The organism is Halomonas sp. SL1, from assembly GCF_003030865.2.
In the GTDB taxonomy this organism is placed as follows: Bacteria; Pseudomonadota; Gammaproteobacteria; order Pseudomonadales; family Halomonadaceae; genus Halomonas; species Halomonas halophila.
In genome coordinates this window covers 103040-129471 of record NZ_PYUQ02000004.1, presented here as the reverse complement: position 1 = coordinate 129471, position 26432 = coordinate 103040, and the positions used below count along the sequence as shown (strand labels likewise).

The 26432-nt window shown below is 68.7% G+C and carries 25 protein-coding genes; 17 read left to right on the top strand and 8 right to left on the bottom strand.

What is annotated here, in order from left to right; all coding sequences use genetic code 11:
• Positions 1 to 5: 5 nt before the first annotated feature.
• The 8 genes from lpxD (at position 6) to tilS (ending at position 10416) form a co-directional block, all read left to right on the top strand.
• A complete protein-coding gene (gene lpxD, locus C9J49_RS01510; RefSeq protein ID WP_046078363.1) occupies positions 6 to 1043 on the top strand; it encodes a UDP-3-O-(3-hydroxymyristoyl)glucosamine N-acyltransferase in 1038 nt (345 codons plus the stop codon).
• Between the two features lie 105 nt (positions 1044 to 1148).
• Positions 1149 to 1592: a 3-hydroxyacyl-ACP dehydratase FabZ gene (gene fabZ, locus C9J49_RS01505; RefSeq protein ID WP_026068244.1), complete on the top strand. Its 444-nt coding sequence runs from the start codon at positions 1149 to 1151 to the stop codon at positions 1590 to 1592.
• Positions 1589 to 2356: an acyl-ACP--UDP-N-acetylglucosamine O-acyltransferase gene (gene lpxA, locus C9J49_RS01500; protein WP_107181096.1), complete on the top strand. Its 768-nt coding sequence runs from the start codon at positions 1589 to 1591 to the stop codon at positions 2354 to 2356. The genes fabZ and lpxA overlap by 4 nt, the downstream gene beginning before the upstream one ends.
• A gap of 4 nt (positions 2357 to 2360) precedes the next feature.
• Entirely contained in the window at positions 2361 to 3569 is a 1209-nt protein-coding gene (lpxB, locus tag C9J49_RS01495; RefSeq protein WP_107181095.1) for a lipid-A-disaccharide synthase, read from the top strand.
• Positions 3566 to 4177, top strand: a complete 612-nt coding sequence (gene rnhB, locus C9J49_RS01490; protein ID WP_107181094.1) for a ribonuclease HII — start codon at positions 3566 to 3568, stop codon at positions 4175 to 4177. Before lpxB ends, rnhB begins: the two co-directional genes overlap by 4 nt.
• A gap of 102 nt (positions 4178 to 4279) precedes the next feature.
• A complete protein-coding gene (gene dnaE / locus C9J49_RS01485) occupies positions 4280 to 7789 on the top strand; it encodes a DNA polymerase III subunit alpha (protein ID WP_107181093.1) in 3510 nt (1169 codons plus the stop codon).
• A gap of 127 nt (positions 7790 to 7916) precedes the next feature.
• Entirely contained in the window at positions 7917 to 8870 is a 954-nt protein-coding gene (locus C9J49_RS01480; protein WP_046078359.1) for an acetyl-CoA carboxylase carboxyltransferase subunit alpha, read from the top strand.
• Between the two features lie 265 nt (positions 8871 to 9135).
• Positions 9136 to 10416, top strand: a complete 1281-nt coding sequence (gene tilS / locus C9J49_RS01475) for a tRNA lysidine(34) synthetase TilS (protein ID WP_107181092.1) — start codon at positions 9136 to 9138, stop codon at positions 10414 to 10416.
• Positions 10417 to 10438: 22 nt separating this feature from the next.
• On the opposite strand, the gene ppx is transcribed toward tilS, so the two are convergent.
• Entirely contained in the window at positions 10439 to 11974 is a 1536-nt protein-coding gene (gene ppx / locus C9J49_RS01470; protein WP_046078356.1) for an exopolyphosphatase, read from the bottom strand.
• Positions 11975 to 12420: 446 nt separating this feature from the next.
• Between ppx and rho the strand changes: the two genes are divergently transcribed.
• The 8 genes from rho to C9J49_RS01445 all read left to right on the top strand — a co-directional run bounded on the left by rho (position 12421) and on the right by C9J49_RS01445 (position 18778).
• Positions 12421 to 13680 (top strand): transcription termination factor Rho, encoded by a 1260-nt coding sequence (gene rho / locus C9J49_RS01465; protein WP_016853467.1) that lies wholly within the window; start codon positions 12421 to 12423, stop codon positions 13678 to 13680.
• A gap of 312 nt (positions 13681 to 13992) precedes the next feature.
• Positions 13993 to 15486, top strand: coding sequence for a 4-hydroxy-3-polyprenylbenzoate decarboxylase (gene ubiD, locus C9J49_RS01460; RefSeq protein WP_035592683.1), 1494 nt, complete (start codon positions 13993 to 13995; stop codon positions 15484 to 15486).
• Positions 15483 to 16268: an NAD(P)H-flavin reductase gene (locus C9J49_RS01455; protein WP_046078354.1), complete on the top strand. Its 786-nt coding sequence runs from the start codon at positions 15483 to 15485 to the stop codon at positions 16266 to 16268. Before ubiD ends, C9J49_RS01455 begins: the two co-directional genes overlap by 4 nt.
• Positions 16265 to 16978, top strand: coding sequence for a dihydromonapterin reductase (gene folM / locus C9J49_RS01450; protein ID WP_107181091.1), 714 nt, complete (start codon positions 16265 to 16267; stop codon positions 16976 to 16978). Before C9J49_RS01455 ends, folM begins: the two co-directional genes overlap by 4 nt.
• A gap of 71 nt (positions 16979 to 17049) precedes the next feature.
• Complete coding sequence (locus C9J49_RS17270) at positions 17050 to 17178, top strand: hypothetical protein (RefSeq protein ID WP_258393721.1); 129 nt, start codon at positions 17050 to 17052, stop codon at positions 17176 to 17178.
• 89 nt (positions 17179 to 17267) lie between these two features.
• The gene (locus C9J49_RS17110; protein WP_160174895.1) at positions 17268 to 17414 is read left to right on the top strand and encodes a hypothetical protein; all 147 of its coding nucleotides are present in this window, start codon (positions 17268 to 17270) and stop codon (positions 17412 to 17414) included.
• Between the two features lie 122 nt (positions 17415 to 17536).
• A complete protein-coding gene (locus C9J49_RS17105; RefSeq protein ID WP_173835022.1) occupies positions 17537 to 17701 on the top strand; it encodes a hypothetical protein in 165 nt (54 codons plus the stop codon).
• 6 nt (positions 17702 to 17707) lie between these two features.
• Positions 17708 to 18778 carry a 3-deoxy-7-phosphoheptulonate synthase gene (locus C9J49_RS01445; protein WP_107181090.1) on the top strand — a complete coding sequence of 357 codons (1071 nt, stop codon included), beginning with the start codon at positions 17708 to 17710 and terminating at the stop codon, positions 18776 to 18778.
• Between the two features lie 73 nt (positions 18779 to 18851).
• Here C9J49_RS01445 and ppk1 read toward each other — a convergent pair whose 3' ends face one another.
• The gene (ppk1, locus tag C9J49_RS01440; protein ID WP_375700482.1) at positions 18852 to 20984 is read right to left on the bottom strand and encodes a polyphosphate kinase 1; all 2133 of its coding nucleotides are present in this window, start codon (positions 20982 to 20984) and stop codon (positions 18852 to 18854) included.
• A 411-nt stretch (positions 20985 to 21395) separates the two neighbouring features.
• Here ppk1 and elbB point away from each other — a divergent pair, with 411 nt between their 5' ends.
• Complete coding sequence (elbB, locus tag C9J49_RS01435) at positions 21396 to 22055, top strand: isoprenoid biosynthesis glyoxalase ElbB (protein WP_035592673.1); 660 nt, start codon at positions 21396 to 21398, stop codon at positions 22053 to 22055.
• Positions 22056 to 22166: 111 nt separating this feature from the next.
• Here the strand turns inward: elbB and tatC are convergent, their stop codons facing one another.
• From tatC to C9J49_RS01405, 6 genes are all read right to left on the bottom strand, one after another.
• Positions 22167 to 22943, bottom strand: coding sequence for a twin-arginine translocase subunit TatC (tatC, locus tag C9J49_RS01430; protein WP_107181089.1), 777 nt, complete (start codon positions 22941 to 22943; stop codon positions 22167 to 22169).
• Complete coding sequence (gene tatB, locus C9J49_RS01425) at positions 22940 to 23353, bottom strand: Sec-independent protein translocase protein TatB (protein WP_107181088.1); 414 nt, start codon at positions 23351 to 23353, stop codon at positions 22940 to 22942. Before tatB ends, tatC begins: the two co-directional genes overlap by 4 nt.
• Before the next feature lie 6 nt (positions 23354 to 23359).
• Positions 23360 to 23614: a Sec-independent protein translocase subunit TatA gene (gene tatA / locus C9J49_RS01420; protein ID WP_046078348.1), complete on the bottom strand. Its 255-nt coding sequence runs from the start codon at positions 23612 to 23614 to the stop codon at positions 23360 to 23362.
• Between the two features lie 187 nt (positions 23615 to 23801).
• Complete coding sequence (locus tag C9J49_RS01415; RefSeq protein WP_035592664.1) at positions 23802 to 24137, bottom strand: phosphoribosyl-ATP diphosphatase; 336 nt, start codon at positions 24135 to 24137, stop codon at positions 23802 to 23804.
• 28 nt (positions 24138 to 24165) lie between these two features.
• Positions 24166 to 25788, bottom strand: a complete 1623-nt coding sequence (ubiB, locus tag C9J49_RS01410) for a ubiquinone biosynthesis regulatory protein kinase UbiB (protein ID WP_107181087.1) — start codon at positions 25786 to 25788, stop codon at positions 24166 to 24168.
• Complete coding sequence (locus tag C9J49_RS01405; RefSeq protein ID WP_046078346.1) at positions 25785 to 26426, bottom strand: SCP2 domain-containing protein; 642 nt, start codon at positions 26424 to 26426, stop codon at positions 25785 to 25787. The genes ubiB and C9J49_RS01405 overlap by 4 nt, the downstream gene beginning before the upstream one ends.
• Positions 26427 to 26432 lie beyond the last annotated feature (6 nt).

Sequence of the window (26432 nt, the reverse complement as noted above, 5' to 3'; positions counted from 1 at the left end):
TTCCCATGACTCAAGACTCTCCTTCCCTGACGCTGGCCGAGATCGCCACGCAGCTGGGGGCCGGCCTCCAGGGTGACGGCGAGCGCCGTGTGCGTGGCCTGGCCACGCTGCGCGATGCCGGGCCCGATCAGATCGCCTTCCTGGCCAATCGCGCCTATCTCAAGGACCTGCCTGGAACCCGGGCCGCGGCGGTGCTGCTGCACCCGAGCCATGCCGACGAGTGCCCCGTGGCAAGCCTGACCCTCGACAACCCCTACCTGGGCTACGCCCAGCTGTCGCGGCTGTTCGACCCGCTGATCGGCCGCGAGACCCCGGGCGTGCACGCCTCCGCAGTGGTCGCCGAGGACGCGCGGCTGGGCGACGGCGTGGTGGTCGGCCCCCAGGCGGTGATCGAGGCGGGCGTCGAGCTCGGCGACGGCGTGGTGATCGGCCCCGGCTGCGTGGTCGGCGCCGACACCCGGATCGGGGCCGAGTCGCGACTGCATGCCAACGTGACCGTCTACCATGGGGTGAGCATCGGCGCCCGGGTGATCCTGCACAGCGGCTGCGTGATCGGCGGCGACGGCTTCGGATTCGCCCACGATGGCGCCGGCTGGCACAAGATCGCCCAGCTCGGCGGGGTGGTGCTGGGGGACGACGTCGAGGTCGGCAGTGGCTCGAGCATCGACCGCGGCGCCCTGGGCGATACCGTGATCGGCGAGGACGTGAAGATCGACAGCCAGGTGCAGATCGCCCACAACGTGCAGATCGGGGCCCACAGCGCGCTGGCCGGTTGCGTCGGCATCGCCGGCTCCACCCGCGTCGGCCGGCACTGCATGCTGGGCGGTGGCGTGGGCCTGTCCGGCCACCTGACGGTCTGTGACGGCGTCCAGGTCACCGGCATGAGCCTGGTCACCAACTCGATCCACGAGCCGGGCGTCTACTCTTCGGGGACCGGCGCCATGGAGAACGCCCAGTGGCGGCGCAGCGCGGTGCGCTTCAAGCAGCTCGACGACATCGCCCGTCGCCTGCAGCGTCTGGAAAAAGCCGGGCGCGATGCTTGAGGCCGCTCCCTCGGGCGGTATAATCCCCCGCCCGTCCGTCGCCATGCGCGCGGCGACGGCCGCGCCCGCGATACGGGGCATTCTGTCATTTCAGAGGTCGCTACGATGGTAATGGACATTAACGAGATTCGGGAATATCTGCCCCACCGCTATCCTTTCCTGCTGGTGGACAGGGTGACGGAGCTCACCCATGGCGAATCCATCGTTGCCTACAAGAATGTCAGCATCAACGAGCCGTTCTTCAATGGCCATTTCCCGCATCATCCGATCATGCCGGGCGTGCTGGTCGTCGAGGCGCTGGCCCAGGCCTGCGGCATCCTCGGCTTCAAGACGGTCAACAAGCTGCCTGCCGACGGCTATGTCTACTATCTCGTCGGCAGCGACAACGTGCGCTTCAAGCGCCCGGTGATGCCCGGCGACCAGCTGGAGCTGCGCGCCGACGTGATCCGCGAGAAGCGCGGTATCTGGAAGTTTCAGTGCAAGGCCAGCGTGGCCGGCGAGGTCGCCTGCGAGGCCGAGATCACCTGTGCCGAGAGGAAGGTCGCTTGATTCATCCCACCGCCATCGTAGATCCGGCCGCGCGCCTGGCCGATGATGTCGAGGTCGGCCCCTTCAGCGTCATCGGCGCCGACGTCGAGATCGGCGCCGGCTCGCGCATCGGCCCCCATGTGGTGATCCAGGGCCCGACGGTGATCGGCGAGCGCAACCGGATCTTCCAGTTCGCCTCGGTCGGCGAGGAGTGCCAGGACAAGAAGTACGCCGGCGAGCCCACCCGGCTGGTGATGGGCGACGATAACGTCGTGCGCGAGGGGGCCACCCTGCACCGCGGCACCGTCCAGGATCGCGGCGAGACCACCATCGGCTCGCGCAACCTGTTCATGGCCTACGTTCACGTCGGCCATGACTGCGTGATCGGCGACGACTGCATCCTGGCCAACCAGGTGACCCTGGCCGGCCACGTCAAGCTGGGCGACTTCGCGATCATCGGCGGGCTGTCGGCGATCCACCAGTTCTGCCACTTCGGCGAGCATGCCATGGCCGGCGGCGGTTCGATCATCACCAAGGACACGCCGGCCTACGTGATGATCAACGGCAATCCCGCCGCGGCCCACGGCCTCAACCTGATCGGCCTGCGCCGCCGCGGCTTCTCCAACGAGGCGATCCGCGCCCTGGGCGAGGCCTACAAGCTGGTCTATCGACAGGGCCTGACCGTGGAGCAGGCGCTCACCGAGATCCGCGCGCAGTACGCGCTGCCGGAAACCGAGACCTTTGTTGCCTCCATCGAGGCCTCGACCCGCGGCATCGTGCGCTGACGCCATGACGATCGCGCGCGTCTACCTGGTGGCCGGCGAGCTTTCCGGCGACATCCTCGGTGCCGGGCTGATGCGCGAGCTCAAGGCCCGCCACCCCGGCGTCGAATTCCGGGGCATCGGCGGGCCGCGCATGATCGCCGAGGGCATCGACAGCCGCTTCCCGCTGGAGACCCTCTCGGTGATGGGGCTGGTCGAGGTACTCAAGCACCTGCCGGGGCTGGTGCGCGTGCGCCGCACGCTGCGCCAGGACGCCCTCGACTGGCGGCCCGACATCGTGATCGGCATCGACGCGCCGGACTTCAACCTGGGGCTCGAGCGCCAGCTGCGCGAGGCCGGCCTGACCACCGCCCACTACGTCAGCCCCTCCGTGTGGGCCTGGCGCCAGGGTCGGGTCAAGGGTATCGCCCGCTCGGTGGATGCGATGCTGACCTTCCTGCCCTTCGAGGCCGCCTTCTACGTCCGTCACCGGGTGCCGGTGGCCTTCGTCGGTCATCCGCTGGCCGACGAGCTGCCGCTGGTCAACGACCGCGGCGAGGCTCGGGAAGCGCTCGGCCTGCCCGCCCGGGGCGTGCCCGACGCGGCGCCGCTGCTGGCCGTGCTGCCTGGGTCCCGGGCTAACGAGATCCGCTTCCTGGGCGCGACCTTCCTCGACGCCGCCGAGCGGCTGTGCCGCGAGCGCGAGGCGCTGCGGGTGGTGATTCCCGCCGCCACTCCGGCGCGGCGCGCCGAGCTCGAGGGGCTATTAGAGGGCCGCGAGGCGCTGCGCGAGCGGGTGATCCTGATCGACGGCCAGTCCCGTGAGGCCATGGTGGCCAGTGACGCCGTGCTGCTGGCTTCCGGCACCGCGGCGCTGGAGGCCATGCTGTGCCACCGCGCCATGGTGGTGGCCTATCGCATGGCGCCGATGACCCACTGGCTGGCCAAGCGGCTGGTCAAGACCGAATGGATCTCGCTGCCCAATCTGATCGCCCGGGAGGCCCTGGTGCCGGAGCTGATCCAGGACGACGCCAGCCCCGAGGGCATCGCCGCCGAGCTCGCCGCGCTGCTCGACGACGCCGAGGCGCGCCACGCCCTCGAGGCGCGCTTCGCGGCCATGCACGAAGGGCTGCAGCGCGACGCCAGCCGCCGCGCGGTGGATGCCGTCGAGGCGCTGGTGGCGCGCCGCGCGCTGCCCGCCTCGGTGGCGCCCGAGGCGCTGGAGGAGGGCACATGAAGGCCGAGGACTTCCCGCCGCTGGTCGTCGACTATCGCGGCACGCATCTGGCCGGGGTCGACGAGGTCGGGCGCGGCCCGCTGGTCGGCCCGGTGGTGGCTGCCGCGGTGATCCTCGATCCGGCCGCGCCGATCGACGGGCTGACCGACTCCAAGAAGCTGACCGCCAAGCGCCGCGAGGCGCTGGACGTCCGGATCCGCGAGCGGGCGCTGGCCTTCGCCGTGGCCGAGGCCAGCCCCGACGAGATCGATGGCCTGAACATCTACCACGCCACGCACCTGGCCATGCGCCGCGCCATCGATGCGCTGTCGCCGGCCGCGGAATATCTGCTGGTGGACGGTAATCGGCTCCCCGGGCATCATGTGCCGGGCCAGGCGGTGGTCAAGGGCGACGCCCGTCATCCGGCGATCGCCGCGGCCTCGATACTGGCCAAGGTGGCGCGCGACGCCGACATGCTGGCGCTGGACGCGCGCCATCCCGACTACGGCTTCGCCCGCCACAAGGGCTACCCGACGCCCGAGCACCTGGCCGCCCTGACGCGCCTCGGCGCGCTGCCCGAGCACCGTCGCTCCTTTGCGCCCGTCAAGCGCCAGCTGAACCTGCTCTAGATCATCTAGCCTGTGGGCGGGGCGTCGAGACGGGCCGTGCCGGCCGGTCTTCGTTTCCGTGACAGCGTCGACCCATTTCCCATCATCAAGCCCGAGTCCGCCATGACCGCTCCCTTCGTTCATCTCCGTGTGCACAGCGAATTCTCCCTGGTCGATGGCCTGGTGCGTCTCAAGCCGCTGATCAAGGCGGCGGGCAACCAGGGCGTGCCGGCACTGGCGCTCACCGACGAGGCCAACCTCTTCGCCCTGGTCAAGTTCTACGGCGGCGCCCAGGGGGCCGGCCTCAAGCCGATCATCGGTGGCGACTTCTGGCTCGCCAACCCCAACGACGAGGCCCATCCCTACCGCCTGACGCTGCTGGCCATGAACGACGTCGGCTATCGCAACCTCACCGAGCTGATCTCGCGGGGCTGGGTCGAAGGGCAGAAGGACGGCGTGGCGCTGCTTCAGCGGGGCTGGGTGCTCGAGCAGAGCGAGGGGCTGATCGCCCTGTCCGGCGGCCGCGAGGGCGACGTCGGCCGTCACCTGCTGACCGACCACCACGCCGAGGCCCGGGCCCTGCTCGACGAATGGCAGGCCGCCTTCCCCGGACGCTACTACCTGGAGCTGACCCGCACCGGCCGGCCGCTGGAGGAGGAGTGCGTGCACCTCTCGGTGGATCTGGCCGTTGAGACCGGCACCCCGGTGGTGGCCACCAACGACGTGCGCTTCCTCGAGCGCGAGGACTTCTGGGCCCATGAGACCCGGGTCTCGATCGGCGAGGGCAAGGCGCTGGACGATCCGCGCCGCGAGCGTCGCTATACCGAGGAGCAGTACTTCAAGAGCCCCGAGGAGATGGCCGAGCTGTTCTCGGACATTCCCGAGGCGCTGGAAAACAGCGTGATGATCGCCGCGCGCTGCAACGTCGACGTGCGCCTGGGCGAGATCTTCCTGCCGGAATACGGCATCCCCGAGGGCATGACCCAGGAGGAGTTCTTCCGCAAGATCTCCCACGACGGCCTGACCGAGCGCCTGGACTTCCTCTACCCGGTGGACAAGTATCCCCGTGACGGCGACGAGTACGCCGAGATCGATGCCCGCTACCGCAAGCGGCTCGACTTCGAGCTCGACATCATCCTGCAGATGGGCTTCCCGGGCTACTTCCTGATCGTGATGGACTTCATCCAGTGGGCCAAGGACAACGACGTCCCCGTCGGCCCGGGGCGGGGCTCCGGTGCCGGCTCGCTGGTGGCCTATGCGCAGAAGATCACCGATCTGGATCCGCTCGAATACGACCTGCTGTTCGAGCGTTTCCTGAACCCCGAGCGTGTCTCGATGCCCGACTTCGACGTCGACTTCTGCATGGAGAAGCGCGACCGGGTGATCGACTACGTGGCCGAGCGCTACGGTCGCGACGCCGTCTCGCAGATCGTCACCTTCGGCACCATGGCCGCCAAGGCCGTCGTGCGCGACGTGGCCCGCGCCCAGGGCAAGCCCTACTCGCTGGGCGACAAGCTGTCCAAGCTGATCCCCTTCGAGGTCGGCATGACCCTGGCCAAGGCCATCGAGGACGAGCCCCAGCTCAAGGAGTTCCTCGACGCCGACGAGGAGGCCCAGGAGATCTGGGACATGGCGGTGAAGCTCGAGGGCATCACCCGGGGCACCGGCAAGCACGCCGGCGGCGTGGTGATCGCGCCGACCAAGCTCACCGACTTCTCGCCGTTGATCTGCGACGAGGACGGCAGCGGCCTGCGCGTGCAGTACGACAAGAACGACATCGAGGACGCCGGGCTGGTCAAGTTCGACTTCCTGGGCCTGCGCACCCTGACCATCATCGACTGGGCGCTGGAGATGGTCGACAAGGTGCGCGCCGCGGAAGGGCAGGGGCCGCTGAACATCGACGCCATCCCGCTGGACGACAAGCCGACCTTCGAGATGCTCAAGAAGGCCGAGACCACGGCGGTGTTCCAGCTCGAATCCCGCGGCATGAAGGAGCTGATCAAGCGCCTGCTGCCGGACTCGCTGGAGGACATGATCGCCCTGGTGGCGCTGTTCCGTCCGGGGCCCTTGCAGTCGGGCATGGTCGACGACTTCATCAACCGCAAGCACGGCCGGGCCGAGGTCGCCTATCCGCACCCGGACTACCAGCACGAGCTGCTCAAGCCGGTGCTCGAGCCCACCTACGGCATCATCCTGTACCAGGAGCAGGTGATGCAGATCGCCCAGGTGATGGCCGGCTACAGCCTGGGCCAGGCCGACATGCTGCGCCGTGCCATGGGCAAGAAGAAGCCCGAAGAGATGGCCAAGCAGCGCGCCGGCTTCATGGAGGGCTGCGCCGAGAACGGCATCGACAAGGACCTGGCGGGCAACATCTTCGACCTGGTGGAGAAGTTCGCCGGCTACGGCTTCAACAAGTCTCACTCGGCGGCCTACGGCCTGGTGTCCTACCAGACCGCCTGGCTCAAGGCGCATTATCCCGGGCCCTTCATGGCGGCGGTGATGTCCACCGAGATGGACAACCTCGACAAGGTGGTGCCGCTGATCGAGGAGTGCCGCCATATCGGGCTCACGGTGACGCCGCCGGACGTCAACGTCGGCGGCTACAAGTTCACCGTCGATGATGAGGGCCGGGTGGTCTATGGCCTGGGCGCCATCCGCGGCGTCGGCGAGGGCCCCATCGGCGCCATCGTCGAGGCCCGGGAGGAGGGCGGCGCCTTCCGCGACCTGTTCGACTTCTGCAAGCGGGTCGACCCCAAGCGCATGAACAAGCGCACCCTGGAGGCGCTGATCCGCTCCGGGGCACTGGACAACCTGGGCCCGAGCCGCGCGGTGATGGCCGCCTCACTGGAGGCCGCGCTCAAGGCTGCGGCCCAGAACCAGGCCAACCAGAACCTGGGCATGATGGACATGTTCGGCGAGGCCTTTGCCGCCTCCGATGAAGAGGACGACACCGACGTCTACGCCGACTATCGCGGTGCCCGCGACTGGACCGACAAGGAGCGCCTGGGCGGCGAGAAGGATACTCTCGGGCTGTATCTGACCGGTCATCCCATCGACGAGTACGAGAAGGAGCTCGAGCGCTTCGTCTCCACCCGCATCGGCGACCTCAAGCCGTCCAGGGAGTCGCAGCGGGTCGCCGGGCTGGTGGTCGGCATGCGCACCATGAAGTCCAAGCGCGGCGACACCATGGCCTTCGTCACCCTGGACGACCGCACCGGCCGCATCGAGGCCTCGCTGTTCGGCGAGCTGTTCGATCAGGTGCGCAACCGCCTGGACACCGACCAGGTGCTGATCGTCGAAGGCGAGGTGCAGAGCGACGACTATTCGGGCGGCCTGCGCCTGCGTGGCAAGGAGATCACGCCGATGGTCGACGCCCGCACCCGCTACGGCCAGGCGGTGGAGCTGGCGCTGGACGGCGAACGCGCCAACGGCCGGCTGGTGGACAGCCTGCGCGACAGCCTGGCTCCCTACCGCAGCGGCGAGGGCCTGCCGGTGCGGCTGCGCTACCGCAGCGCCACGGCCAGCGGCTGGCTGGAGCTGGCCGAGGAGTGGCGGGTCACGCCCTCCGACGAGCTGCTGATCGCCCTGCGCGAGGTCGAGGGCCAGGACGGCGTGCGCCTGCGCTACCGTTGACACGCGACGCACCGACAATGTGCAGGCACCCTGGCTCGCCTTGCGTGGGCGTGTCAGGGTGCGATAATGAACACCGTTTGACGCTTCCCCCCGGTCGCCTCTTCGGCCGACGAGACAAGGCTATCCCATGAACCCCAACTACCTAGACTTCGAACAGCCCATCGCCGAGCTTCAGGCCAAGATCGAGGAGCTGCGCCTGGTCGGCAACGACAGCCAGGTCAACCTGAACGACGAGATCGGCCGGCTCGAGGAGAAGAGTCGCAAGCTCACCGAGTCGATCTTCAAGGATCTGACCGCCTGGCAGGTGTCGCAGCTGTCGCGTCATCCCCAGCGTCCCTACACCCTCGACTACCTCGAGCACGTCTTCACCGACTTCGACGAGCTGCACGGCGACCGCAACTTCGCCGACGACGCCGCCCTGGTCGGCGGCGTGGCGCGGCTGAACGACAAGCCGGTGATGGTCATCGGCCACCAGAAGGGCCGTGACGTCAAGGAGAAGGTGCGCCGCAACTTCGGCATGCCGCGGCCCGAGGGCTACCGCAAGGCCTGCCGCCTGATGGAGATGGCCGAGCGCTTCAGGATGCCGGTGCTGACCTTCATCGACACCCCGGGCGCCTACCCGGGCATCGACGCCGAGGAGCGCGGCCAGTCCGAGGCCATCGCCTACAACCTGGCGGTGATGTCGCGGCTCAAGACGCCGATCGTCTCCACCGTGGTGGGCGAGGGCGGCTCCGGCGGCGCGCTGGCCATCGGCGTGTGCGACGAGCTGGCCATGCTGCAGTACTCCACCTATTCGGTGATCTCCCCCGAGGGCTGCGCCTCCATCCTGTGGAAGAGCGCCGAGAAGGCCTCCGAGGCCGCCCAGGCCATGGGCATCACCGCCGAGCGCCTCAAGGAGCTGGGCTTCGTCGATACCCTGATCCCCGAGCCGCTGGGTGGCGCGCATCGCAAGCCGATGGACACCGCCGAGCGCATCCGCACCGCGCTGACCGAGAGCCTCGAACGCCTCGAGGGCATGGAGACCGACGAGCTGCTCGAGCGGCGGTACAAGCGCCTGATGAGCTACGGCGCCCCTGTGTAAAGCCCTTTCTGCGCTCGGCCATACGGCGTTAAAAATCGGCTGGTGCGCCAGCCCGGACGAAATGCTCATTTACCGACGAGTAAACTGCGCTTTCTTGCCGATTTTTGCCTTGCGACCCACACGGATGTGGGAAGTGCGTAGGCCCGTCGGGAACGGGCCTAGCCCTTGCCTTCGCTCGAAGAGGGCGCTGGCTTCGGGGCATCCGTTGCCGGTATCTGGCGTGGGGAAGCTTCCCCTTCAACATGCCTGAGCGTTCTCCCTGCCCATGAGCCTCGCGTCCTCTTCCCTGCAAGCCACGATCGACAGCGCCCTGGCGGAGACCCCGCCGGGGCGCTGCGTCTGGGTGGCGCTCTCCGGCGGGCTCGATTCCGCGCTGCTGCTGACCCTGGCCGCCGAGGCCTGCCGGCGTCATCCGCGCCCGCTGCGGGCGCTGCACGTGCATCACGGCCTGCAGGCCGCCGGCGACGACTTCGAACGCCACTGCCGGTGGCTGTGCTCGCGGCTCGGGGTGCCGCTGTTCGTGGAGCGTGCCGCGGTCGATGCCAAGGCGGGGCTTGGGCTCGAGGGCGAGGCGCGGGCCGCGCGCCATAGGGCCTTCGCCCGGCGCGTCGGCGCCGGCGAGACCCTGTGGCTGGCCCAGCATCGCGATGATCAGGCCGAGACCTTCCTGCTGGCGGCGCTGCGCGGCGCCGGCCCACGCGGGCTCGCGGCGATGCCGGCGGTGCATGATCTCGCCGGGCGCCGCCGCGTGCGCCCGCTGCTCGACGTTTCCCGCGCGGCGCTGGAAGCCGAGGTCCGGCGTCTGAATCTCGCCTGGGTCGAGGATCCGAGCAACAGCGACACCGCGCTGGATCGCAATTTCCTGCGCCATCGGGCGCTGCCGCTGCTGGCCGAGCGCTGGCCGCACGCCGCGGCGGGGCTGGCCCGCAGCGCGGCGCATGCCGGCGAGGCCGATGGCCTGCTCGAGGAATTCGCCGCCGAGGACCTGGCACGGCTGGGGGGCGAGCCGTCCTGCCTGCCCCTCGACGACCTTCTGGCGCTCTCGGCGCCGCGCCGTCGCCTGCTGATCCGCCACTGCCTGGAGCGACGGGGGCTGCCGCGGCCGCCGGCCGCTCGGCTGGCGACGTTGCTTGAGCAGCTCGAGGCGCGCCGCGACGCCGAGGTGCGCGTCGTCTGGGCGGGCGCCGAGGCGCGGGTCTGGCGCGGGAGCTTGTATCTGCTGGCGCCGGTCGTGTCGCTGCCGGCCGAATGGCGCGCCGACTGGGATGGCCGCGTGCCGCTTGTGACACCCTTGGGGCCGCTCGAGCGCGGCCTGTGCCGCCAGGATGGCCGGCCGGCGACCCTGTCGCTGGCGCCGCGGGTCGGCGGCGAGCGGCTGCGCCTGGCGGGCCGAGGGCGCCGCGATCTCAAGCGCCTGTTGCAGGAGTGGGGGCTGCCGCCCTGGGAGCGGACCGGGCTGATCGTCGCCTGGCATGGCGACGACGCGGTCGCGGTGGGGCGGCCCTCGGGCTGGCTGGCCTGCGCCGAGGGCTGGCGACGCGGCTGAGCGGGCTCAGCCGGGGCCAGGGTCAGTCGGTGGCAAGGATCAGCGTCAGGTCGGCGGCCTGCTGGTAGGCGACTTCCTGCTCCAGGTCGGCGAGCAGCAGGCTGGGGTCCTGCTCCGCCTCGAGGTGCAGTCGCAGGGCGTCCCCGTCGTCGGTCGTGAGCGTGGGTGTCTCGGGCGGCTGCTCGGGGCGCGAGTGGTTGAGGATCACCGCCAGGCGCAGCAGCCGGGCCAGCCGTGACATCGCGGGGCGCTCGGCGGCGGGCAGGGCCTGCCATTCCTTGTGCGGGAACTTGCGCCGGTGGGCGCGGACCAGGAAAGCCAGCTGCCGCTGCTCGGGGCGCGAGAAGCCGGCCAGGTCGGAGTGCTCCAGCAGGTAGGCGCCGTGGCGGTGGAACTGGCTGTGGGAGATGGCCAGGCCCACCTCGTGGAGCCGGCTGGCCCATTCCAGGAAGCGCGCCTGATCCTCGTCCAGCCGCCAGGCCTCGCGCACCTGTGCGAACAGTGCCAGCGCCGTGGCGGCGACGTTGTCGGCCTGACGGGCGTCGACGCCGTAGACGCGCTCGAGATTGGCCAGGGTCTTGAGCCGCGAGTCCTCGGGGCTGTTGCGGCCAGCCAGGTCGTAGAGCACGCCCTCGCGCAGGGCGCCGTCGGAATAGCGCATCTCCTCCAGGTCGAAGGCCTCGAAGATGGCGCCGAGGATGGCGATGCCGGCGGGGAAGACCCGGGCGCGATCGGCCTTGAGGCCGTCCATGGCGACCCTGTCCAGGCGCTTGCACTTGAGCAGCCGCTTGCGCAGGTCGGCCAGGCCCTGGCGGGTGATCACGCCCTCGGGCGACTTGCCGGCGGCGGCGATCACCGCCGCGGCGGCCTTGATGGTGCCGCTGGAGCCGACCGGGTCGCTCCAGCCGAGCTTCTGGAAGGGCTTCTGGATGTTGGCGAGCTCGGAGAGGGCGGCCAGCTCGGCGCGGCGCATGCGCTTCTCGGTGATCTCGCCGCCGTCGAAGAAGCGACGGGTGAAGGTCACGCAGCCCATGCTCAGGCTCTCCAGGGCCTGGGGCTCGAAGTGCTCGCCGATGATGAACTCGGTGGAGCCGCCGCCGATGTCGATGATCAGACGGCGGCCGTCCTCGGCCACCGCGTGGGCGGCGCCCAGATAGATCAGGCGGGCTTCCTCGCGGCCGGCGATGATCTCGATGCGGGTACCCAGCAGGGCCTCGGCGCGATCGATGAACTCCTGGCTGTTGTCGGCGTCGCGCAGGGCGTTGGTGCCGACCACCCGCAGGTCGGGCGGGGCGATGCCCTCGAGGAAGGGCGCGAAGCGGGCCAGGCAGTCCAGTGCCCGGGTCATGGCGTCCTCGTTGAGCTGACCGTCCTCGTCGATGCCGGCGGCCAGCTGGACCTTGTCGCCCTGCCGGGCGACGACCTGCAGGCGGTCGTCGCGATAGTTGGCGACCAGCAGGTGAAAGCTGTTCGAGCCGAGATCGATGGCGGCGAGTCGGCGGGGGGCGAGCTCGAGCTCGCTGGCATCGGCGTCGTGCCGGTCCTTGGGCGCGGTCATGGCGGGTCCTTCAGGTAGACTGGCCAAAAAGGTTGCGGTCGTCCATCGGGCTTGTCAATCGCGCCGGAGCGGGCTCGGCGCGGGTATTGCGTTTCCCGTCGCCCTTGACTAGTATCGGGGCGTTCGCCTGTTCCGAATGCTTCCCGACCGCCCATGGCCACCACGCCACGGTCATTTTTTCCAAGTCGTCAGATAGCCCTCTGCAATCAGCCCTCTTCCCGGCCCATGGCCCGCTGCGCTGATTTCAGGCGAAAACGAACCTGCTCCCTCGCTCCCGAGACTGGCCCGGCACCCTCAGCGGTCGCCCGCCCGTGGCCATGACCCGCATCCGACGAGAGGCAGCCTGTCCGGGCTCTGAACGCATCCACGCGGCGTTAACGTCTCGCCTCTTTATCCCATACGGCGCACGACTGCCCGGCTTTCACGAGCAACTTCTGAACACACCGATGAATCTTACCGAACTCAAGCAAAAGCCCGTGCCGGAACTCCTGGAGATCGCCCGCGAGATGGGCATCGACAACCTGGCGCGTTCCCGCAAGCAGGACATCATCTTCGCCATCCTCAAGAAGCACGCCAAGAGCGGCGAGGCGATCTACGGCGACGGCGTGCTGGAGATCCTGCAGGACGGGTTCGGCTTCCTGCGCAGCGCCGACAGTTCCTACATGGCCGGCCCCGATGACATCTATGTGTCGCCTTCCCAGATCCGGCGCTTCAACCTGCGCAAGGGCGACTCCATCTCCGGCAAGATTCGTCCGCCCAAGGAAGGGGAGCGTTACTTCGCGCTGTTGAAGGTCAGCGAGATCAACTTCGACAAGCCCGAGAACGCCAAGCACAAGATCCTCTTCGAGAACCTCACGCCGCTGTTCCCCCAGGAGCGGCTGCGCATGGAGATCGGCAACGGCTCCACCGAGGATCTCACGGCGCGGATCATCGATCTGACCGCCCCCATCGGCAAGGGCCAGCGCGGCCTGCTCGTCTCGCCGCCCAAGGCGGGCAAGACGCTGATGCTGCAGAACATCGCCACCTCGATCACGCGCAACAATCCCGAGTGTCACCTGATCGTGCTGCTGATCGACGAGCGGCCCGAGGAGGTCACCGAGATGTCGCGCACCGTGCGCGGTGAAGTGGTGGCCTCGACCTTCGACGAGCCGCCGGCCCGCCACGTGCAGGTCGCCGAGATGGTGATCGAGAAGGCCAAGCGCCTGGTCGAGCACAAGAAGGACGTGGTGATCCTGCTCGACTCCATCACCCGCCTGGCGCGCGCCTACAACACCGTGGTGCCGTCCTCAGGCAAGGTGCTGACCGGCGGCGTCGACGCCCACGCCCTCGAGAAGCCCAAGCGCTTCTTCGGCGCGGCGCGCAACATCGAGGAAGGCGGCAGCCTGACCATCATCGCCACGGCACTGGTCGATACCGGCTCCAAGATGGACGAGGTGATCTTCGAGGAGTTCAAGGGCACCGGCAACATGGAGGCCCACCTGGACCGCAAGCTCGCCGAGAAGCGCGTCTATCCGGCCCTCAACATCCGCCGCTCCGGCACCCGCCGCGAGGACCTGATCGCCTCCGAGGACGAGATGCAGCGCATGTGGATCCTGCGCAAGCTGCTCAACCCGATGGACGATACCGCGGCCACCGAGTTCCTGATCGATCGTCTGAAGGATACCAAGACCAATCTGGAGTTCTTCGAGGCCATGAAGCGGCGTTGACGCTACGCTGCCTTGGTGGGCGACGAGGACCGCCGCCGGCGCCACGCCGAGCGAAACCCTGATGCGTCGTTTGCGGCCTGCGCGTCGCGGTACAACATAATCCCTCACGGGTACCGCTCGCTCGCCATCCTTGGCGAGCGCCGCGCGCCGCTTCACTCTGCATCAGCGCTCGGCAAAGGCTTGCGCGTCGGTCCTCGCCGCTCTTTCCGTCTTCGATTCGTTCGGCCGGGGCGAGGGCTCAGGCGCAGCATCCCGAAGGGGCAGCATGCTATGCTGCCCCTTTTGCGTCGTTCGGGATAACGGGAAGGCCGCATGAAGTACAAGGACCTGCGCGAGTTCATCGCCGCGCTGGAAGAGCAGGGCGAGCTCAGGCGCGTGACCGCCGAGGTGGACCCCTACCTGGAGATCACCGAGATCTGCGACCGCACCCTGCGGGCCGGCGGACCGGCGCTGCTGTTCGAGAACGTCAAGGGACACGACATGCCGCTGCTCGGCAACCTCTTCGGCACGCCGAAGCGGGTCGCCCTGGGCATGGGCCAGGAGTCCGTCACCGCGCTGCGCGAGGTCGGCGAACTGCTGGCCTTCCTCAAGGAGCCGGAGCCGCCCAAGGGCTTCCGCGATGCCCTCGACAAGCTGCCGGTCTACAAGCAGGTGATGAGCATGGGCCCCAAGCGGCTCAAGCGCGCGCCGGTGCAGGAGGTGGTGCTCGAGGGCGATGACGTCGACCTCGACCGCCTGCCGATCCAGCACTGCTGGCCCGGCGACGCCGCGCCGCTGGTCACCTGGCCGCTGGTGATCACCAAGGGGCCGCACAAGTCGCGCCAGAACCTCGGCATCTACCGCCAGCAGAAGCTCTCGCGCAATCGCCTGATCATGCGCTGGCTGTCCCATCGCGGCGGCGCCCTGGACTTCCAGGAATGGTGCCGCGAGCATCCCGGCGAGCCCTTCCCGGTGGCGGTGGCGCTGGGCGCCGACCCCGCGACCATCCTCGGCGCCGTGACGCCGGTGCCGGATTCGCTCTCCGAGTACGCCTTCGCCGGGCTCTTGAGAGGCTCGCGCACCGAGCTGGTAAAGTGCGGCCACGCCGACCTCGAGGTGCCGGCCTCCGCCGAGATCATCCTCGAAGGCTTCCTCTATCCGGACGACACCGCTCCGGAAGGCCCCTACGGCGATCACACCGGCTACTACAACGAGGTGGAGACCTTCCCGGTGTTCACGGTCACGCGCATGACCATGCGCCGCGACGCCATCTATCACTCCACCTACACCGGCCGCCCGCCGGACGAGCCCGCGGTGCTGGGGCTGGCGTTGAACGAGGTATTCGTGCCGATCCTGCGTCGCCAGTTCCCCGAGATCGTCGACTTCTACCTGCCCCCGGAAGGCTGCTCCTACCGCATGGCGGTGGTGACCATGAAGAAGCAGTACCCCGGCCACGCCAAGCGGGTGATGATGGGCGTGTGGAGCTTCCTGCGCCAGTTCATGTACACCAAGTTCGTGGTGGTGCTCGACGACGATGTCAGCGCCCGCGACTGGCAGGACGTGATCTGGGCCATCACCACCCGCATGGACCCGGCGCGGGACACGGTGATGGTGGAGAACACTCCCATCGACTATCTGGACTTCGCCTCGCCGGTGGCGGGGCTGGGCTCCAAGATGGGCCTGGACGCCACCGACAAGTGGCCCGGCGAGACCGATCGCGAATGGGGCACGCCCATCGTCATGGACGAGGCCGTCAAGGCCCGCGTCAGCGAACGCTGGGACGAGCTGGGCATCGACACCCCTGATAACGACAAGAGGCATTCATGACGGCAAGGACCCTGACCTGCCAGGTCGTCGAGGTCGAGGACCTCACCCCCGACGTCTTCCGGGTGCGCCTGGAAGGCCGCGCCGAAGCCATGGCCCATGCGCCCGGCCAGTATCTGGAGATGGCGCTCGACCCCGAGACCTGGGTGCCGTTCTCCATCGCCAATGCCCATGCGGGCGACGGCCGGCTGGAGCTGCACATCCAGCACTGGCCGGAGCGCTCCAACTCGGCGCGGCTGCGCGAGCTGCTGGTGGAGGCGCAGCACCTGACCCTGCGGCTGCCGAGCGGCGACTGCGTGCTCGATCCGGACAGCACCCGCCCGCTGCTGCTGGTGGCCGCCGGCACCGGCTTCGCGCAGATGAAGGCGATCGTCGAGGCGGCGCTGCACGCCGATCCGGCGCGCGAGATCGCGCTGTGGTGGGCGGCCAAGGAACGTCGCGAGTTCTACCTCGAGAGCCTGGCCCGGGAGTGGGCGTCCCAGCATCCGAACCTGACCTTCCACGGCGTCAGCGAGCAGGGCATGGGCGACGACTTCGCCGACGAGCGCGTCCAGGGCCATGCCGGGCGCATCGACGCGGCGCTGGGCGAGGCGCTCGACGACGTCGACGTCTCCGGCCATGACGTCTATCTCTCCGGCTCGCCGGGCATGGTCTATGCCTGCGTCGACGTGCTGGCCTCGCTGGGGCTCGAGCCGTCGCGGGTGTTCTCCGACGTCTTCGCCTATGCGCCGCGCGACCCGCTGGTGCCTACCGTGGGCAGCCTGGTGAGGGCAGGCCGGGCATGAGCGCCTCGCCGATCCTGATCACCGGCGGCGCCCAGCGCCTGGGGCGCCACTGCGCCGAGCGGCTGATCGACGAGGGCCATCCGGTGATCGTCAGCTACCGTCGCGAGCGCGAGGCGCTCGAGGCGCTGCGGCGCCGTGGCGTCGTCACCCTGCAGGCCGACTTCGACAGCCAGGCCGGCATCGAGGACTTCCTCGAGCGGCTCAAGGCCGAGACGTCCTCGCTGCGTGCCATCGTCCACAACGCCAGCGACTGGGCGCCCGATGTGGCCGGGCCCGAGGCCGGGGACAACTTCGAACGGCTGTTCCGGGTGCACATGCTGGCGCCGTACCTGATCAACCTCGGCGCCCGCGAGCTGCTCGAGGCTTGCAGCGAGCCGATGCGCGACATCGTTCACATGACCGACTTCGTCGCCAGCAAGGGCTCGCGCAAGCACGCCGCCTATGCCGCCTCCAAGGCCGGGCTCGAGAACCTGACGCTGTCGTTCGCTGCCATGTACGCGCCGTCGATCCAGGTCAACGCCATCGCCCCGGCGATGATCATGCTGGGCGAGGACGACGACGAGGCCTACGCCGAGAAGGCTCGGGCCAAGTCGGCGATGGGGCTGATCCCGGGGCCGGGCGTGATCCATCAGAGCCTGCGTTACCTGCTGGATAACCGCTACGTGACGGGCATCACCCTGCCGGTCGACGGCGGACGGCATCTTCGCTAGTGGGTCGGCTCGCCGATCCGGTGCGCAGCGCCTAGACTGGCGATAGCCGCCGACGATGCGAGGAGGGGCCCATGGCGCAGCATGACGATGACGTCAAGGACGACAGCGGGCTGCTGTCCGTCTTCCTGGGGCTGGTGGTGCTGATCGGCATGAGCGGCCTGCCGGGTACCATCGCCTGGATCCGGCTCGCCACCGGCTGAGCCTTGCCATCCGGCCCGGGAGCGGGCAGGATGGAGTCTGATATTCAGGATCACCCTCACGCGAACCGTTGCGAAACATCGAGAGTCCCATGACACCGAGCCTGTCCCTGATCCCGCGCCGCCCGATGACCGCCTTCCCGGCGGCGATGGCCCGTGGTCACGAGACCGTCGTCGGTGACGCCTATTATTGGCAGGGCTATTGGTTTAGCGCCGGCGTGCCGGCGGCCGTGTCCTGATCGTACAGGACGACGCCGCGAGGCACGCCCGCCCAGGGTTGCCTCCGAGACTCAGAACCCCCGGACGGCAGCCCCGCCCGGGGGTTCTGCGTTTCTGGTATTCAACACTCGAGGAGAGTTTCATGACCGCATTCGATCGCCACCACGCCGAGTTCCGCATCCTGGGCCGGGACTATTACGGCTATGGCTGGCGATTTATCGACGAGCGGTCGGCTCAGTGCGCCACCTCCGACCGTGGGCTTGCCGGTGGCATGACCTTGTCCCGACCTTCACGCTCACGGAGTTGATGCCCCATGAATGCCCCCGTTTCCCTCGCCACCACCGCTGAATCCGCCCCGGTCCGCCGCACCGCCAACCCGCTGCCCACGCCGGCGGAGCTCCACCACGCCCTGCCGCTCGAGCCGGCCCTGGCCCGGCGCATCGAGGGTCAGCGCCAGGCCATCCGCGATATCCTGGCCGGGCGTGACGACCGCCTGCTGGTGGTCGTCGGGCCCTGTTCGATCCACGATCCCGAGTCTGCCCTCGAGTACGCCCGCCGCCTGGTCGAGCTGGCGCCGCGGGTCGAGGATCGCCTGCTGCCGGTGATGCGGGTCTACGTCGAAAAGCCGCGCACCACCGTCGGCTGGAAGGGGCTGGCCTACGACCCGGACCTGGACGGCAGCGGCGACTTGGCTCGCGGCCTCGAGCTCTCCCGCTCGCTGATGCGCGAGATCGCCGGGCTCGGCCTGCCGGTGGCCACCGAGCTGCTGCAGCCGATGCTGGCGCCCTACCTTGACGACTTGTTGAGCTGGGTGGCGATCGGCGCCCGCACCACCGAGTCCCAGCTGCATCGTGAGCTGGCCAGCGGCCTGGAGGCGGTGGTCGGCTTCAAGAACGCCACCAGCGGCGACCTGCAGGTGGCGGTCGACGCCATGCGCGCCGCCGCCCATCCCCACCAGCACTTCGCCATGGGGCCCGACGGTCGCCCCGAGGTGTGTGAGACCCCCGGGAACCCGCATACCCATGCGGTACTGCGTGGCGGTCACGGCGAGCCCAACTTCCGCGAGCCCCAGGTGGCGGCGGCGCGACGGACCCTGGAGGACGCCGGCCAGCCCCCGCGGCTGATGGTCGACTGCAGCCATGCCAACGCGCGCAAGGATCATCGCCGGCAGAGCGAGGTGATGCTCGACGTGCTCAACCAGCGGCTGGCGGGCGACGGCTCGCTGATGGGGCTGATGCTGGAGAGCCACCTCCACGAGGGCAAGCAGCCGCTGGTGCCGGGCGCGCTGCGCCACGGGGTCTCGGTCACGGACGCCTGCATCGGCTGGGAGACCACCGAGCATCTGCTGACCACGGCCGCGGAGAAGCTGCGCGAGACCGCCTGACCGGCATGGCCGTCGCGGAAACGAAGACGCCCCGCCATTGGCGGGGCGTCTTGCGTCGGGCGGCCTCCAGCCGTCAGGCGTGGGCGGCGTAGGCGTAGAGCAGCGTCTCCTGGGCGCTGATCGGTGCGGCGTCGCCGGGCGCCTGCTTGACGTAGGTGCCGTCGGGCTGCAGCAGCCAGCTCTGGCAGTTGTCGACCAGGTAGGTCTCCAGGTCCTTGCGCACCTGGGCCGCGAGTTTCTTGTCAAGCAGCGGGAAGCAGGTCTCGACCCGGTGGAACATGTTGCGGGCCATGAAGTCCGCGCTGGAGCCCCAGGTCTCGGGCTTGCCGTCGTTGTGGAAGTGGAACACACGGGTGTGCTCCAGGAAGCGGCCGATGATCGAGCGCACCCGGATGGTCTCGGAGATGCCGGGCAGGCCGGGGCGCAGGCAGCACATGCCGCGGATGATCAGGTCGCACTCCACGCCGGCCTGGGAGGCCCGGTAGAGGGCCTGGATCAGCTTGGGCTCGGTGAGCGAGTTGCACTTGATGATCAGATGGGCGCGCTTTCCCTTGCGGGCAAATTCCGCCTCGCGGTCGATCATTGCCACGATGCGCTCGTGAAGGGTGAAGGGCGCATGCAGCAGCTTCTCGATCTGGCGCGCCCGGCCCATGCCCGAGAGCTGCTGGAAGACCTTGTGCACGTCCGCGCACAGCACCGGGTTGGCGGTCAGCAGGCTGTAGTCGGTGTAGAGCTTGGCGGTCTTGGAGTGGTAGTTGCCGGTGCCCAGGTGGGCATAGTGGCGCAGCTGGCCCTTCTCGCGCCGCACGATGTGCATCATCTTGGCGTGGGTCTTATAGGCCATCACGCCGTAGATGACGATGGCGCCGGCCTCCTGCAGGCGCGAGGCCAGGGCCAGGTTGTCGGCCTCGTCGAAACGCGCCCGCAGCTCGATCACCACCGTGACTTCCTTGCCGTTGCCGGCGGCCTCCACCAGGGCGTTGACAATGGGGGAGTCGGCGCCGGTGCGGTAAAGGGTCTGCTTGATGGCCAGCACCTCGGGGTCTCGGGCGGCCTCGCGCAGCATTTCCTCCACCGGGGAGAAGGAGTGGAAGGGATGGTGCAGCAGGATGTCCTGCTCGGCCATGGCCTGCAGCACGCTGTCGCGCTTGCGCAGCGCCTTGGGCAGGCCGGGCGTGAAGGCGCGATAGCACAGTTCCGGGCGCTCCACCTCGCCCAGCACCGACATCATGCGGGTCAGGTTCACCGGGCCGTTGACCCGGTAGAGATCGGCCTCCTCGAGCTTGAACAGCTTGAGCAGGAACTCGGTCAGCTCGTCGGGACAGTTGTTGGCGACCTCGAGACGCACGCCGCTGCCGTAGCGGCGCGAGAGCAGCTCGCCGCGCAGCGCCGAGGCCAGGTCGGAGACGTCCTCGGGGTCCACCGAGAGGTCGGCGTTGCGGGTCAGACGGAACTGGTAGCAGCCGTTCACCTTCATGCCGGGGAACACTTCCTCGGCGTGGGCGTGAATCATCGACGACAGGAAGACGTATTCGGTGAAGCCTTCCTCGCAGAGCTCGTCGGGCAGGGCGATCACCCGGGGCAGCGAGCGCGGGGCGGGCAGGATGGCCAGGCCGCCCTCGCGGCCGAAGGCGTCCTTGCCCTCGAGCTCGACGATGAAGTTGAGGCTCTTGTTGACCAGGCGCGGGAAGGGGTGCGAGGGATCGAGGCCGATGGGGCTGATCACCGGCATGATCTCGCTTTCGAAGTAGTCCTTGACCCAGGCGCGCTGGGCCTCGTTCCAGTCGCCGCGGCGGCGGAAGCGCAGGCCCTGGCCCTCGAGGGCGGGCAGCAGGGTGTCGTTGAGGATGCGGTACTGGCGATCGACCTGTTCGTGGGCGATCTGCGAGATCTCGCTCAGTATCGAGCGCGGCGAGCGACCGTCGGCGCCGGAGGAGGCGTCGCCGACCATGATCTGGTTCTTCAGGCCGGCTACGCGAATCTCGAAGAATTCGTCCATGTTCGAGGAGAAGATCAGCAGGAACATCAACCGGTTGAGCAGCGGATGCGCCTCGTCCAGGGCCTGCTCCAGCACCCGCACGTTGAACTGCAGGTGGGAGAGCTCGCGGTTGAAGTAGAGGCCGGGATCGGCGAGGTCGGCCTCGGGGTCCGGCAACGCCTTGGGCTTGATCCCTGTGCGGGTCTGGTTGATGCGCGGTGTGGGCATCTCGCTCTGGAGCTCGCCTGTCGCGGCGGGCTCGGAGGTGACCGAGGTGTCGGGGTTACGTGAATCGTCCATGGAAGTACCCTGTCGTCGGCCCGCGGGCGGCCGCGTCGCTCGTCGGGCGTTATCGTTCATGATGCCGTCCTGCCCGTGGCGCCGGGAGGCGTCGCGCATCGTCTGTTGCCGGAGACGATCAGGGGCAGGCGGGGCCGGGCTCGGCCGCCGTGGCAAGTCTGGTGTCAATAAATGACAAAATGATGACAGTCGTCCGGTAGCAGGACTCTCTCGAGTATATCAGCGCGCCCCGGCGCCGAAAGACGCGTCTTGTCGCGCTACCGGCGACTCTCTAAAGTGGTGACTTCATGTTCATCGGCCCCGTCGACGACCGGCGGGGGGCGCACAAGGAGACGCATAATGAGCAAGCAGGTGGCGGTCATTCTGTCGGGATGCGGTGTTCAGGATGGCTCGGAGATCTACGAGACCACCCTGACCCTGTTGCGTCTGGACCAGCTGGGCATCGGCTATCGCTGCTTCGCCCCCGACATCGACCAGAGCGACGTGATCGACCATCGCAGTGGCGAGGCGGTCGAGGAGCGGCGCAGCGTGCTGGTCGAGTCGGCGCGCCTGGCGCGCGGCGAGATCTCTCCGCTGGCCGAGCTGGAGGCCGACGAGTTCGACGCCGTCATCCTGCCAGGCGGCTTCGGCGCGGCCAAGAATCTCTCCAACTTCGCCGAGGCGGGCGCCGACATGGTGATCCATGAGGGGCTGGTGGACGTGCTGGGCGAGTTCCACGAGGACCGCAAGCCGATCGGCCTGATGTGCATCGCGCCGGTGATGGTGCCGCGGCTGCTGGGGCCGGGCATTGCCGTCACCATCGGCCACGATCCGGGCGTGGCGGGCGCCATCAGCAGCATGGGCGGCCTGCATCGCAGCTGTGGCGTGGAGGACATCGTGGTCGACTTCGAACATCGCGTGGTGACCACGCCGGCCTACATGATCGCCACCCGCCTGGGCGAGGCGGCCACCGGTATCTTCAAGCTGGTGGATCGCATCGACGAGCTGATGGACCTGTGACCCGGCTGCGCCGGAAGCGGTAAGCCGTGAGCTTCAAGCGGGAAGAAAAACACCCCCGGGCCGAGGCCTGGGGGTGTTGCGTCTCTGCATGGCTAAACAGCATCCAGCGGCTTATGCGTCATCCTCGCCTTCGGCTTGCCGCTCGCGCTTGCGACGCACCAGCCGGCCGAACAGCAGGCCGACCTCGTAGAGCAGATACATCGGCACCGCCAGCAGGCTCTGGGAGACCACGTCCGGCGGGGTCATCAGCATGCCGATCACGAAGCAACCCAGTACCACGTAGGGGCGCTTCTTCGACAGGCTCTCCACCGTGGTCGCCCCGCTCAGGATCAGCAGGAAGGTGGCGATCGGGATCTCGAAGGCCACGCCGAAGGCGAAGAACAGCTTGAGCACGAAGTTGAGGTACTGGTTGATGTCGGTCATCACCGCCACGTCCTCCGGCCCGGTCTGGGTGAAGAACTGGAACAGCAGCGGGAAGACCACGTAGTAGGCGAAGGCGGCCCCGGCATAGAACAGCGCCACGCTGGAGGCCAGCAGCGGCAGCGCCAGGGCCTTCTCGTTGTCGTACAGCCCCGGGGCGATGAAGGCCCAGGCCTGGTGCAGCACGAAGGGCACGGCGATGAACACCGCCACCACCAGGGTCAGCTTGAAGGGCGCCAGGAACGGCGAGGCCACCTCGGTGGCGATCATCCGCGAGCCTTCCGGCAGCAGCGCCATCAACGGCTGGGCGACGAAGGCGTAGATGTCGTTGGCGAAGGCGTAGAGGCCGAGGAAGATCACGAGTATCGCGATCACCGCGCGCAGCAGCCGCGAGCGCAGCTCGATCAGGTGCTCGATCAGCGGGGCCTGCGCCTGTCCGGGGCCCTGGGAATCGTCGGTTTGGCTCATCGGGAAGAGGCGTCCTCGTGGGCGTCGGAGTCGGCGTCATCGGCCTGCCGGCGAACGCGCCCCAGGGCGTCGTCGAGGCGACGCTCGGGCGAGGCCTCGGCGTGTTCCTCGGGGGTGGCGCCGGCGCGGCGATCGCCCTGATCGGCGGGCGTTTCCACCGAGCGTTCGACGTCGCGCTTGACCCGGTTGATGCCCTCGTCGAGCTTCTTCTGCTGCTCGTTGAGCTTCTGGCGCAGCTCCTCCGCCTCGAGCTGGGCGTTGATCTCGCGCTGCATGCCGGAGACCGTGCGCTTGATGCGGCCGATCCACAGCCCGGTGGTGCGGGCGGCCTTGGGCAGGCGCTCGGGACCCAGCACCAGCAGCCCCACCACGCCGATGAACAGGAGTTCGAGAAAGCCGATGTCGAACATGGCGGCTTACTTGCGCTCTTCCGATTCCTCGGCCTTGCGCTCGGCGTGGACGTCGTAGGTCCGGCCCTCGTCGTCGTGGCGCACCTGGGCCTGGGACTTGTCGCTATCGTCGCTCTTCTCTTCCTCGCCCATGGCCTTCTTGAAGCCCTTGACCGCGCCGCCCAGATCGCCGCCGACGTTGCGCAGCTTCTTGGTGCCGAAGATCAGGATGATGATGCCGAGGACGATCAGGAGTTGCCAGATACTGATGCCGCCTAACATAGGGAATACCTCAGGTTGGGGCGCCGGGAGCCCGGCGTCGGTGTCTAGGTTCTGTACGAAAACTGTCTGCGCTCGTCCATACGGTGTTAAAAATCGGCTCTAAGTACTCATTTACACCGCGTAAACTCCGTCTTCTCGTCGATTTTTGCCTTGTCTGGCCATCGCTCGCCGACTTTTCGTCCAAAACCTAACGTGGCCGCGCGGCCTTCTCGTCGTGGCCGGACAGGCCGAAGCGGCGAGACAGCTCGTCGAGGACCTCGCGATGGCTCAGCCCCATGTGCGACAGCATCACCAGGCTGTGGAACCACAGGTCGGTCGTCTCGGCGACCAGCGCCTGACGGGCCGCCTCGTCGCCTCGCTCGGCGTCCTTGGCCGCGAGCAGCGTCTCGGTGGCTTCCTCGCCGACTTTCTCGAGTATCTTGTTCAGGCCCTTGTGATGCAAGCTGGCCACGTAAGAGTCGTCGGGCGCGGCCTGGCGACGGCTGGTCAGGACCTCGTCGAGGCGGTCGAGAATATCGCTCATATGAGACGTTTCCGTTGCAGTAGGTGGATCAGTTCCAGGCCAGCAGCAGGGCGCCGATGGCCGCCGCGCCGAGCACCGGCCAGGGCTGGCCGTCTGCCCATTGGACCAGCGGCTGCCAGGCGAGTGCCGCGGCCGCGATCAGCAGCCCCAGGCGCAGGCGGCGCTGGCGGCGGGCCTGGCTTTCCAGGCCACGCTGGATGGCGCCAAGGGCCTCGCCCTGTCGCTGGCGCTGCTGGTGGCCATGCTCGGCTCGGGCCAGCGCCTGGTGGGCGAGCACCGGCAGCTCGGGGAGCTGGCGCGAGAGCTCGGGCGCCTGGCGCTTCATGGATTCCCACAGCCCGCGGGCGCCGGCGCGCTCCTTCATCCAGTCTTCCAGGTAGGGCTTGGCGGTGGCCCACAGGTCGAGGTCCGGATACAGCTGGCGGCCCAGGCCCTCGATGTTGAGCAGGGTCTTCTGCAGCAGCACCAGCTGCGGCTGGACCTCCATGTTGAAGCGCCGGGCGGTCTGGAACAGGCCCAGCAGCACCTGGCCGAAGGAGATGTCCTTGAGCGGCTTCTCGAGGATCGGTTCGCACACGGTGCGCACCGCGGCGGCGAACTCGTTGGCCCGGGTGTCCTCGCTGACCCAGCCCGACTCGATATGCAGCGCCGCTACCTCGTAGTAGTCCTGGTGGAAGAAGGCCAGCAGGTTGCGCGCCAGGTAGTCCTGATCCTCGCGGGTCAGGCTGCCGACGATGCCGCAGTCGATGGCGATGTACTGGGGGTTCCACGGTGTCTCGCGGGACACGAAGATGTTGCCCGGGTGCATGTCGGCGTGGAAGAAGTTGTCGCGGAACACCTGGGTGAAGAAGATCTCCACGCCGCGCTCGGCCAGCCGGCGCAGGTCGGTGCCCTGGGCCTCGAGGGCCGCGAGGTCGGCCACCGGGATGCCGTGGATACGTTCCTGGACCATCACCCGGCGGCGGGTCAGCGCCCAGTGGATCGTCGGCACGAACAGCAGCGGCGAGCCCTTGAAGTTGCGCTTGAGCTGGGAGGTGTTGGCCGCTTCCTTGGTCAGGTCCAGCTCGTCGAACAGGGTCGACTCGTAGTCGCGGACCACCTCCACCGGGCGCAGCCGGCGCGCCTCGGGAATGCGTGCCAGGCCGGCGGCCAGCCGGTACATCAGCGCCATGTCCTGGCGCATCACGCGCTCGATGCCGGGGCGGATGATCTTGACCACCACTTCCTCGCCGTCGGGCAGCTGGGCGGCATGCACCTGGGCCACCGAGGCCGAGGCCAGCGGCTCGGACGAGAACTCGGCGAAGGCCTGTTCCAGCGGCATGCCGAGCTCCTCCTCGACCAGCCCGCGAGCGAGGTGGCCGGGGAAGGGCGGCACCTGGTCCTGCAGGCGGCGCAGCTCGTCGCCGATGTCGTCGGGGAACAGGTCGCGGCGGGTCGACAGCACCTGGCCGAACTTGACGTAGATCGGCCCCAGGGTCTCCAGCGCCAGGCGCAGCCGCTCGCCCCGGGGGCGCTGGCCCACGGGGATCAGCCGCAGCGGCGACAGGGTCAGCAGGCCGCGCAGCCACCAGGGCAGCCGTTCCTTGGGAATCAGGGTGTCCAGGCGATAGCGGGTGACCACCCAGGCGATGCGCGCGAGCCGCCGGATCATGCGCCGTCTCCCTCCGCGGTGAGGCGTCGGCGCAGGCGCTCCAGGCGTGCCTCGAGTCGGTCGGTGGCGACCTCCAGCTCGGTGAGGTGGTCGCGCAGTCCCTCGAACTGGTGACGGCCGGGCAGCAGCCGGGCCTCCTCGAAGACGTACTCGGAGACGTCGGCGCACAGCTCCTGGCGGGTGCGCAGGCCCCAGCGGCCGAGGCTGCGCATGCCCTCGGCCAGGCTGTGGGCCGGCACGTCGCCGAGCCAGCGGGCCAGCTCGCCCTCCCAGTCCAGGTCGAGGTCGAGCAGCAGGTCGCGGGTCGCCTCGAGCAGCGGGATATGCCCGCGCACCACGAGCTTGCCCTGGAACATCAGCCGTTCCACCGAGGCGCCACCGAGCAGCTCGCCCAGGGTTTCCGGGTCGAGCTCGACGACGGCGTCGAAGGCGTTCTCGGGCTCGTCATCCGGGCGCAACAGGTCCACGCCCTGGGCGTGGTAGGCCATGGCCACGGCCAGCGAGGAGGCCTCGAGGCGCACCAGCAGGCGCTGTCCGGCGAGGCGTTCCAGGCGGGCGGGGGCGGCGGGGTCGCGGGCGAGCAGGGCGTTGAGGCTGCGCTCGAGGCCGCCCAGCAGCAGGGTCGGTGTCAGCGCCATCTCGTC

Coding starts and splice junctions, on each gene's coding strand:
- lpxD (WP_046078363.1), top strand. CDS start 6: ATGACTCAAGACTCTCCTTCCCTGACGCTGGCCGAGATCGCCACGCAG.
- fabZ (WP_026068244.1), top strand. CDS start 1,149: ATGGTAATGGACATTAACGAGATTCGGGAATATCTGCCCCACCGCTAT.
- lpxB (WP_107181095.1), top strand. CDS start 2,361: ATGACGATCGCGCGCGTCTACCTGGTGGCCGGCGAGCTTTCCGGCGAC.
- rnhB (WP_107181094.1), top strand. CDS start 3,566: ATGAAGGCCGAGGACTTCCCGCCGCTGGTCGTCGACTATCGCGGCACG.
- dnaE (WP_107181093.1), top strand. CDS start 4,280: ATGACCGCTCCCTTCGTTCATCTCCGTGTGCACAGCGAATTCTCCCTG.
- C9J49_RS01480 (WP_046078359.1), top strand. CDS start 7,917: ATGAACCCCAACTACCTAGACTTCGAACAGCCCATCGCCGAGCTTCAG.
- tilS (WP_107181092.1), top strand. CDS start 9,136: ATGAGCCTCGCGTCCTCTTCCCTGCAAGCCACGATCGACAGCGCCCTG.
- ppx (WP_046078356.1), bottom strand. CDS start 11,974: ATGACCGCGCCCAAGGACCGGCACGACGCCGATGCCAGCGAGCTCGAG.
- rho (WP_016853467.1), top strand. CDS start 12,421: ATGAATCTTACCGAACTCAAGCAAAAGCCCGTGCCGGAACTCCTGGAG.
- ubiD (WP_035592683.1), top strand. CDS start 13,993: ATGAAGTACAAGGACCTGCGCGAGTTCATCGCCGCGCTGGAAGAGCAG.
- C9J49_RS01455 (WP_046078354.1), top strand. CDS start 15,483: ATGACGGCAAGGACCCTGACCTGCCAGGTCGTCGAGGTCGAGGACCTC.
- folM (WP_107181091.1), top strand. CDS start 16,265: ATGAGCGCCTCGCCGATCCTGATCACCGGCGGCGCCCAGCGCCTGGGG.
- C9J49_RS17270 (WP_258393721.1), top strand. CDS start 17,050: ATGGCGCAGCATGACGATGACGTCAAGGACGACAGCGGGCTGCTGTCC.
- C9J49_RS17110 (WP_160174895.1), top strand. CDS start 17,268: ATGACACCGAGCCTGTCCCTGATCCCGCGCCGCCCGATGACCGCCTTC.
- C9J49_RS17105 (WP_173835022.1), top strand. CDS start 17,537: ATGACCGCATTCGATCGCCACCACGCCGAGTTCCGCATCCTGGGCCGG.
- C9J49_RS01445 (WP_107181090.1), top strand. CDS start 17,708: ATGAATGCCCCCGTTTCCCTCGCCACCACCGCTGAATCCGCCCCGGTC.
- ppk1 (WP_375700482.1), bottom strand. CDS start 20,984: ATGCCCACACCGCGCATCAACCAGACCCGCACAGGGATCAAGCCCAAG.
- elbB (WP_035592673.1), top strand. CDS start 21,396: ATGAGCAAGCAGGTGGCGGTCATTCTGTCGGGATGCGGTGTTCAGGAT.
- tatC (WP_107181089.1), bottom strand. CDS start 22,943: ATGAGCCAAACCGACGATTCCCAGGGCCCCGGACAGGCGCAGGCCCCG.
- tatB (WP_107181088.1), bottom strand. CDS start 23,353: ATGTTCGACATCGGCTTTCTCGAACTCCTGTTCATCGGCGTGGTGGGG.
- tatA (WP_046078348.1), bottom strand. CDS start 23,614: ATGTTAGGCGGCATCAGTATCTGGCAACTCCTGATCGTCCTCGGCATC.
- C9J49_RS01415 (WP_035592664.1), bottom strand. CDS start 24,137: ATGAGCGATATTCTCGACCGCCTCGACGAGGTCCTGACCAGCCGTCGC.
- ubiB (WP_107181087.1), bottom strand. CDS start 25,788: ATGATCCGGCGGCTCGCGCGCATCGCCTGGGTGGTCACCCGCTATCGC.
- C9J49_RS01405 (WP_046078346.1), bottom strand. CDS start 26,426: ATGGCGCTGACACCGACCCTGCTGCTGGGCGGCCTCGAGCGCAGCCTC.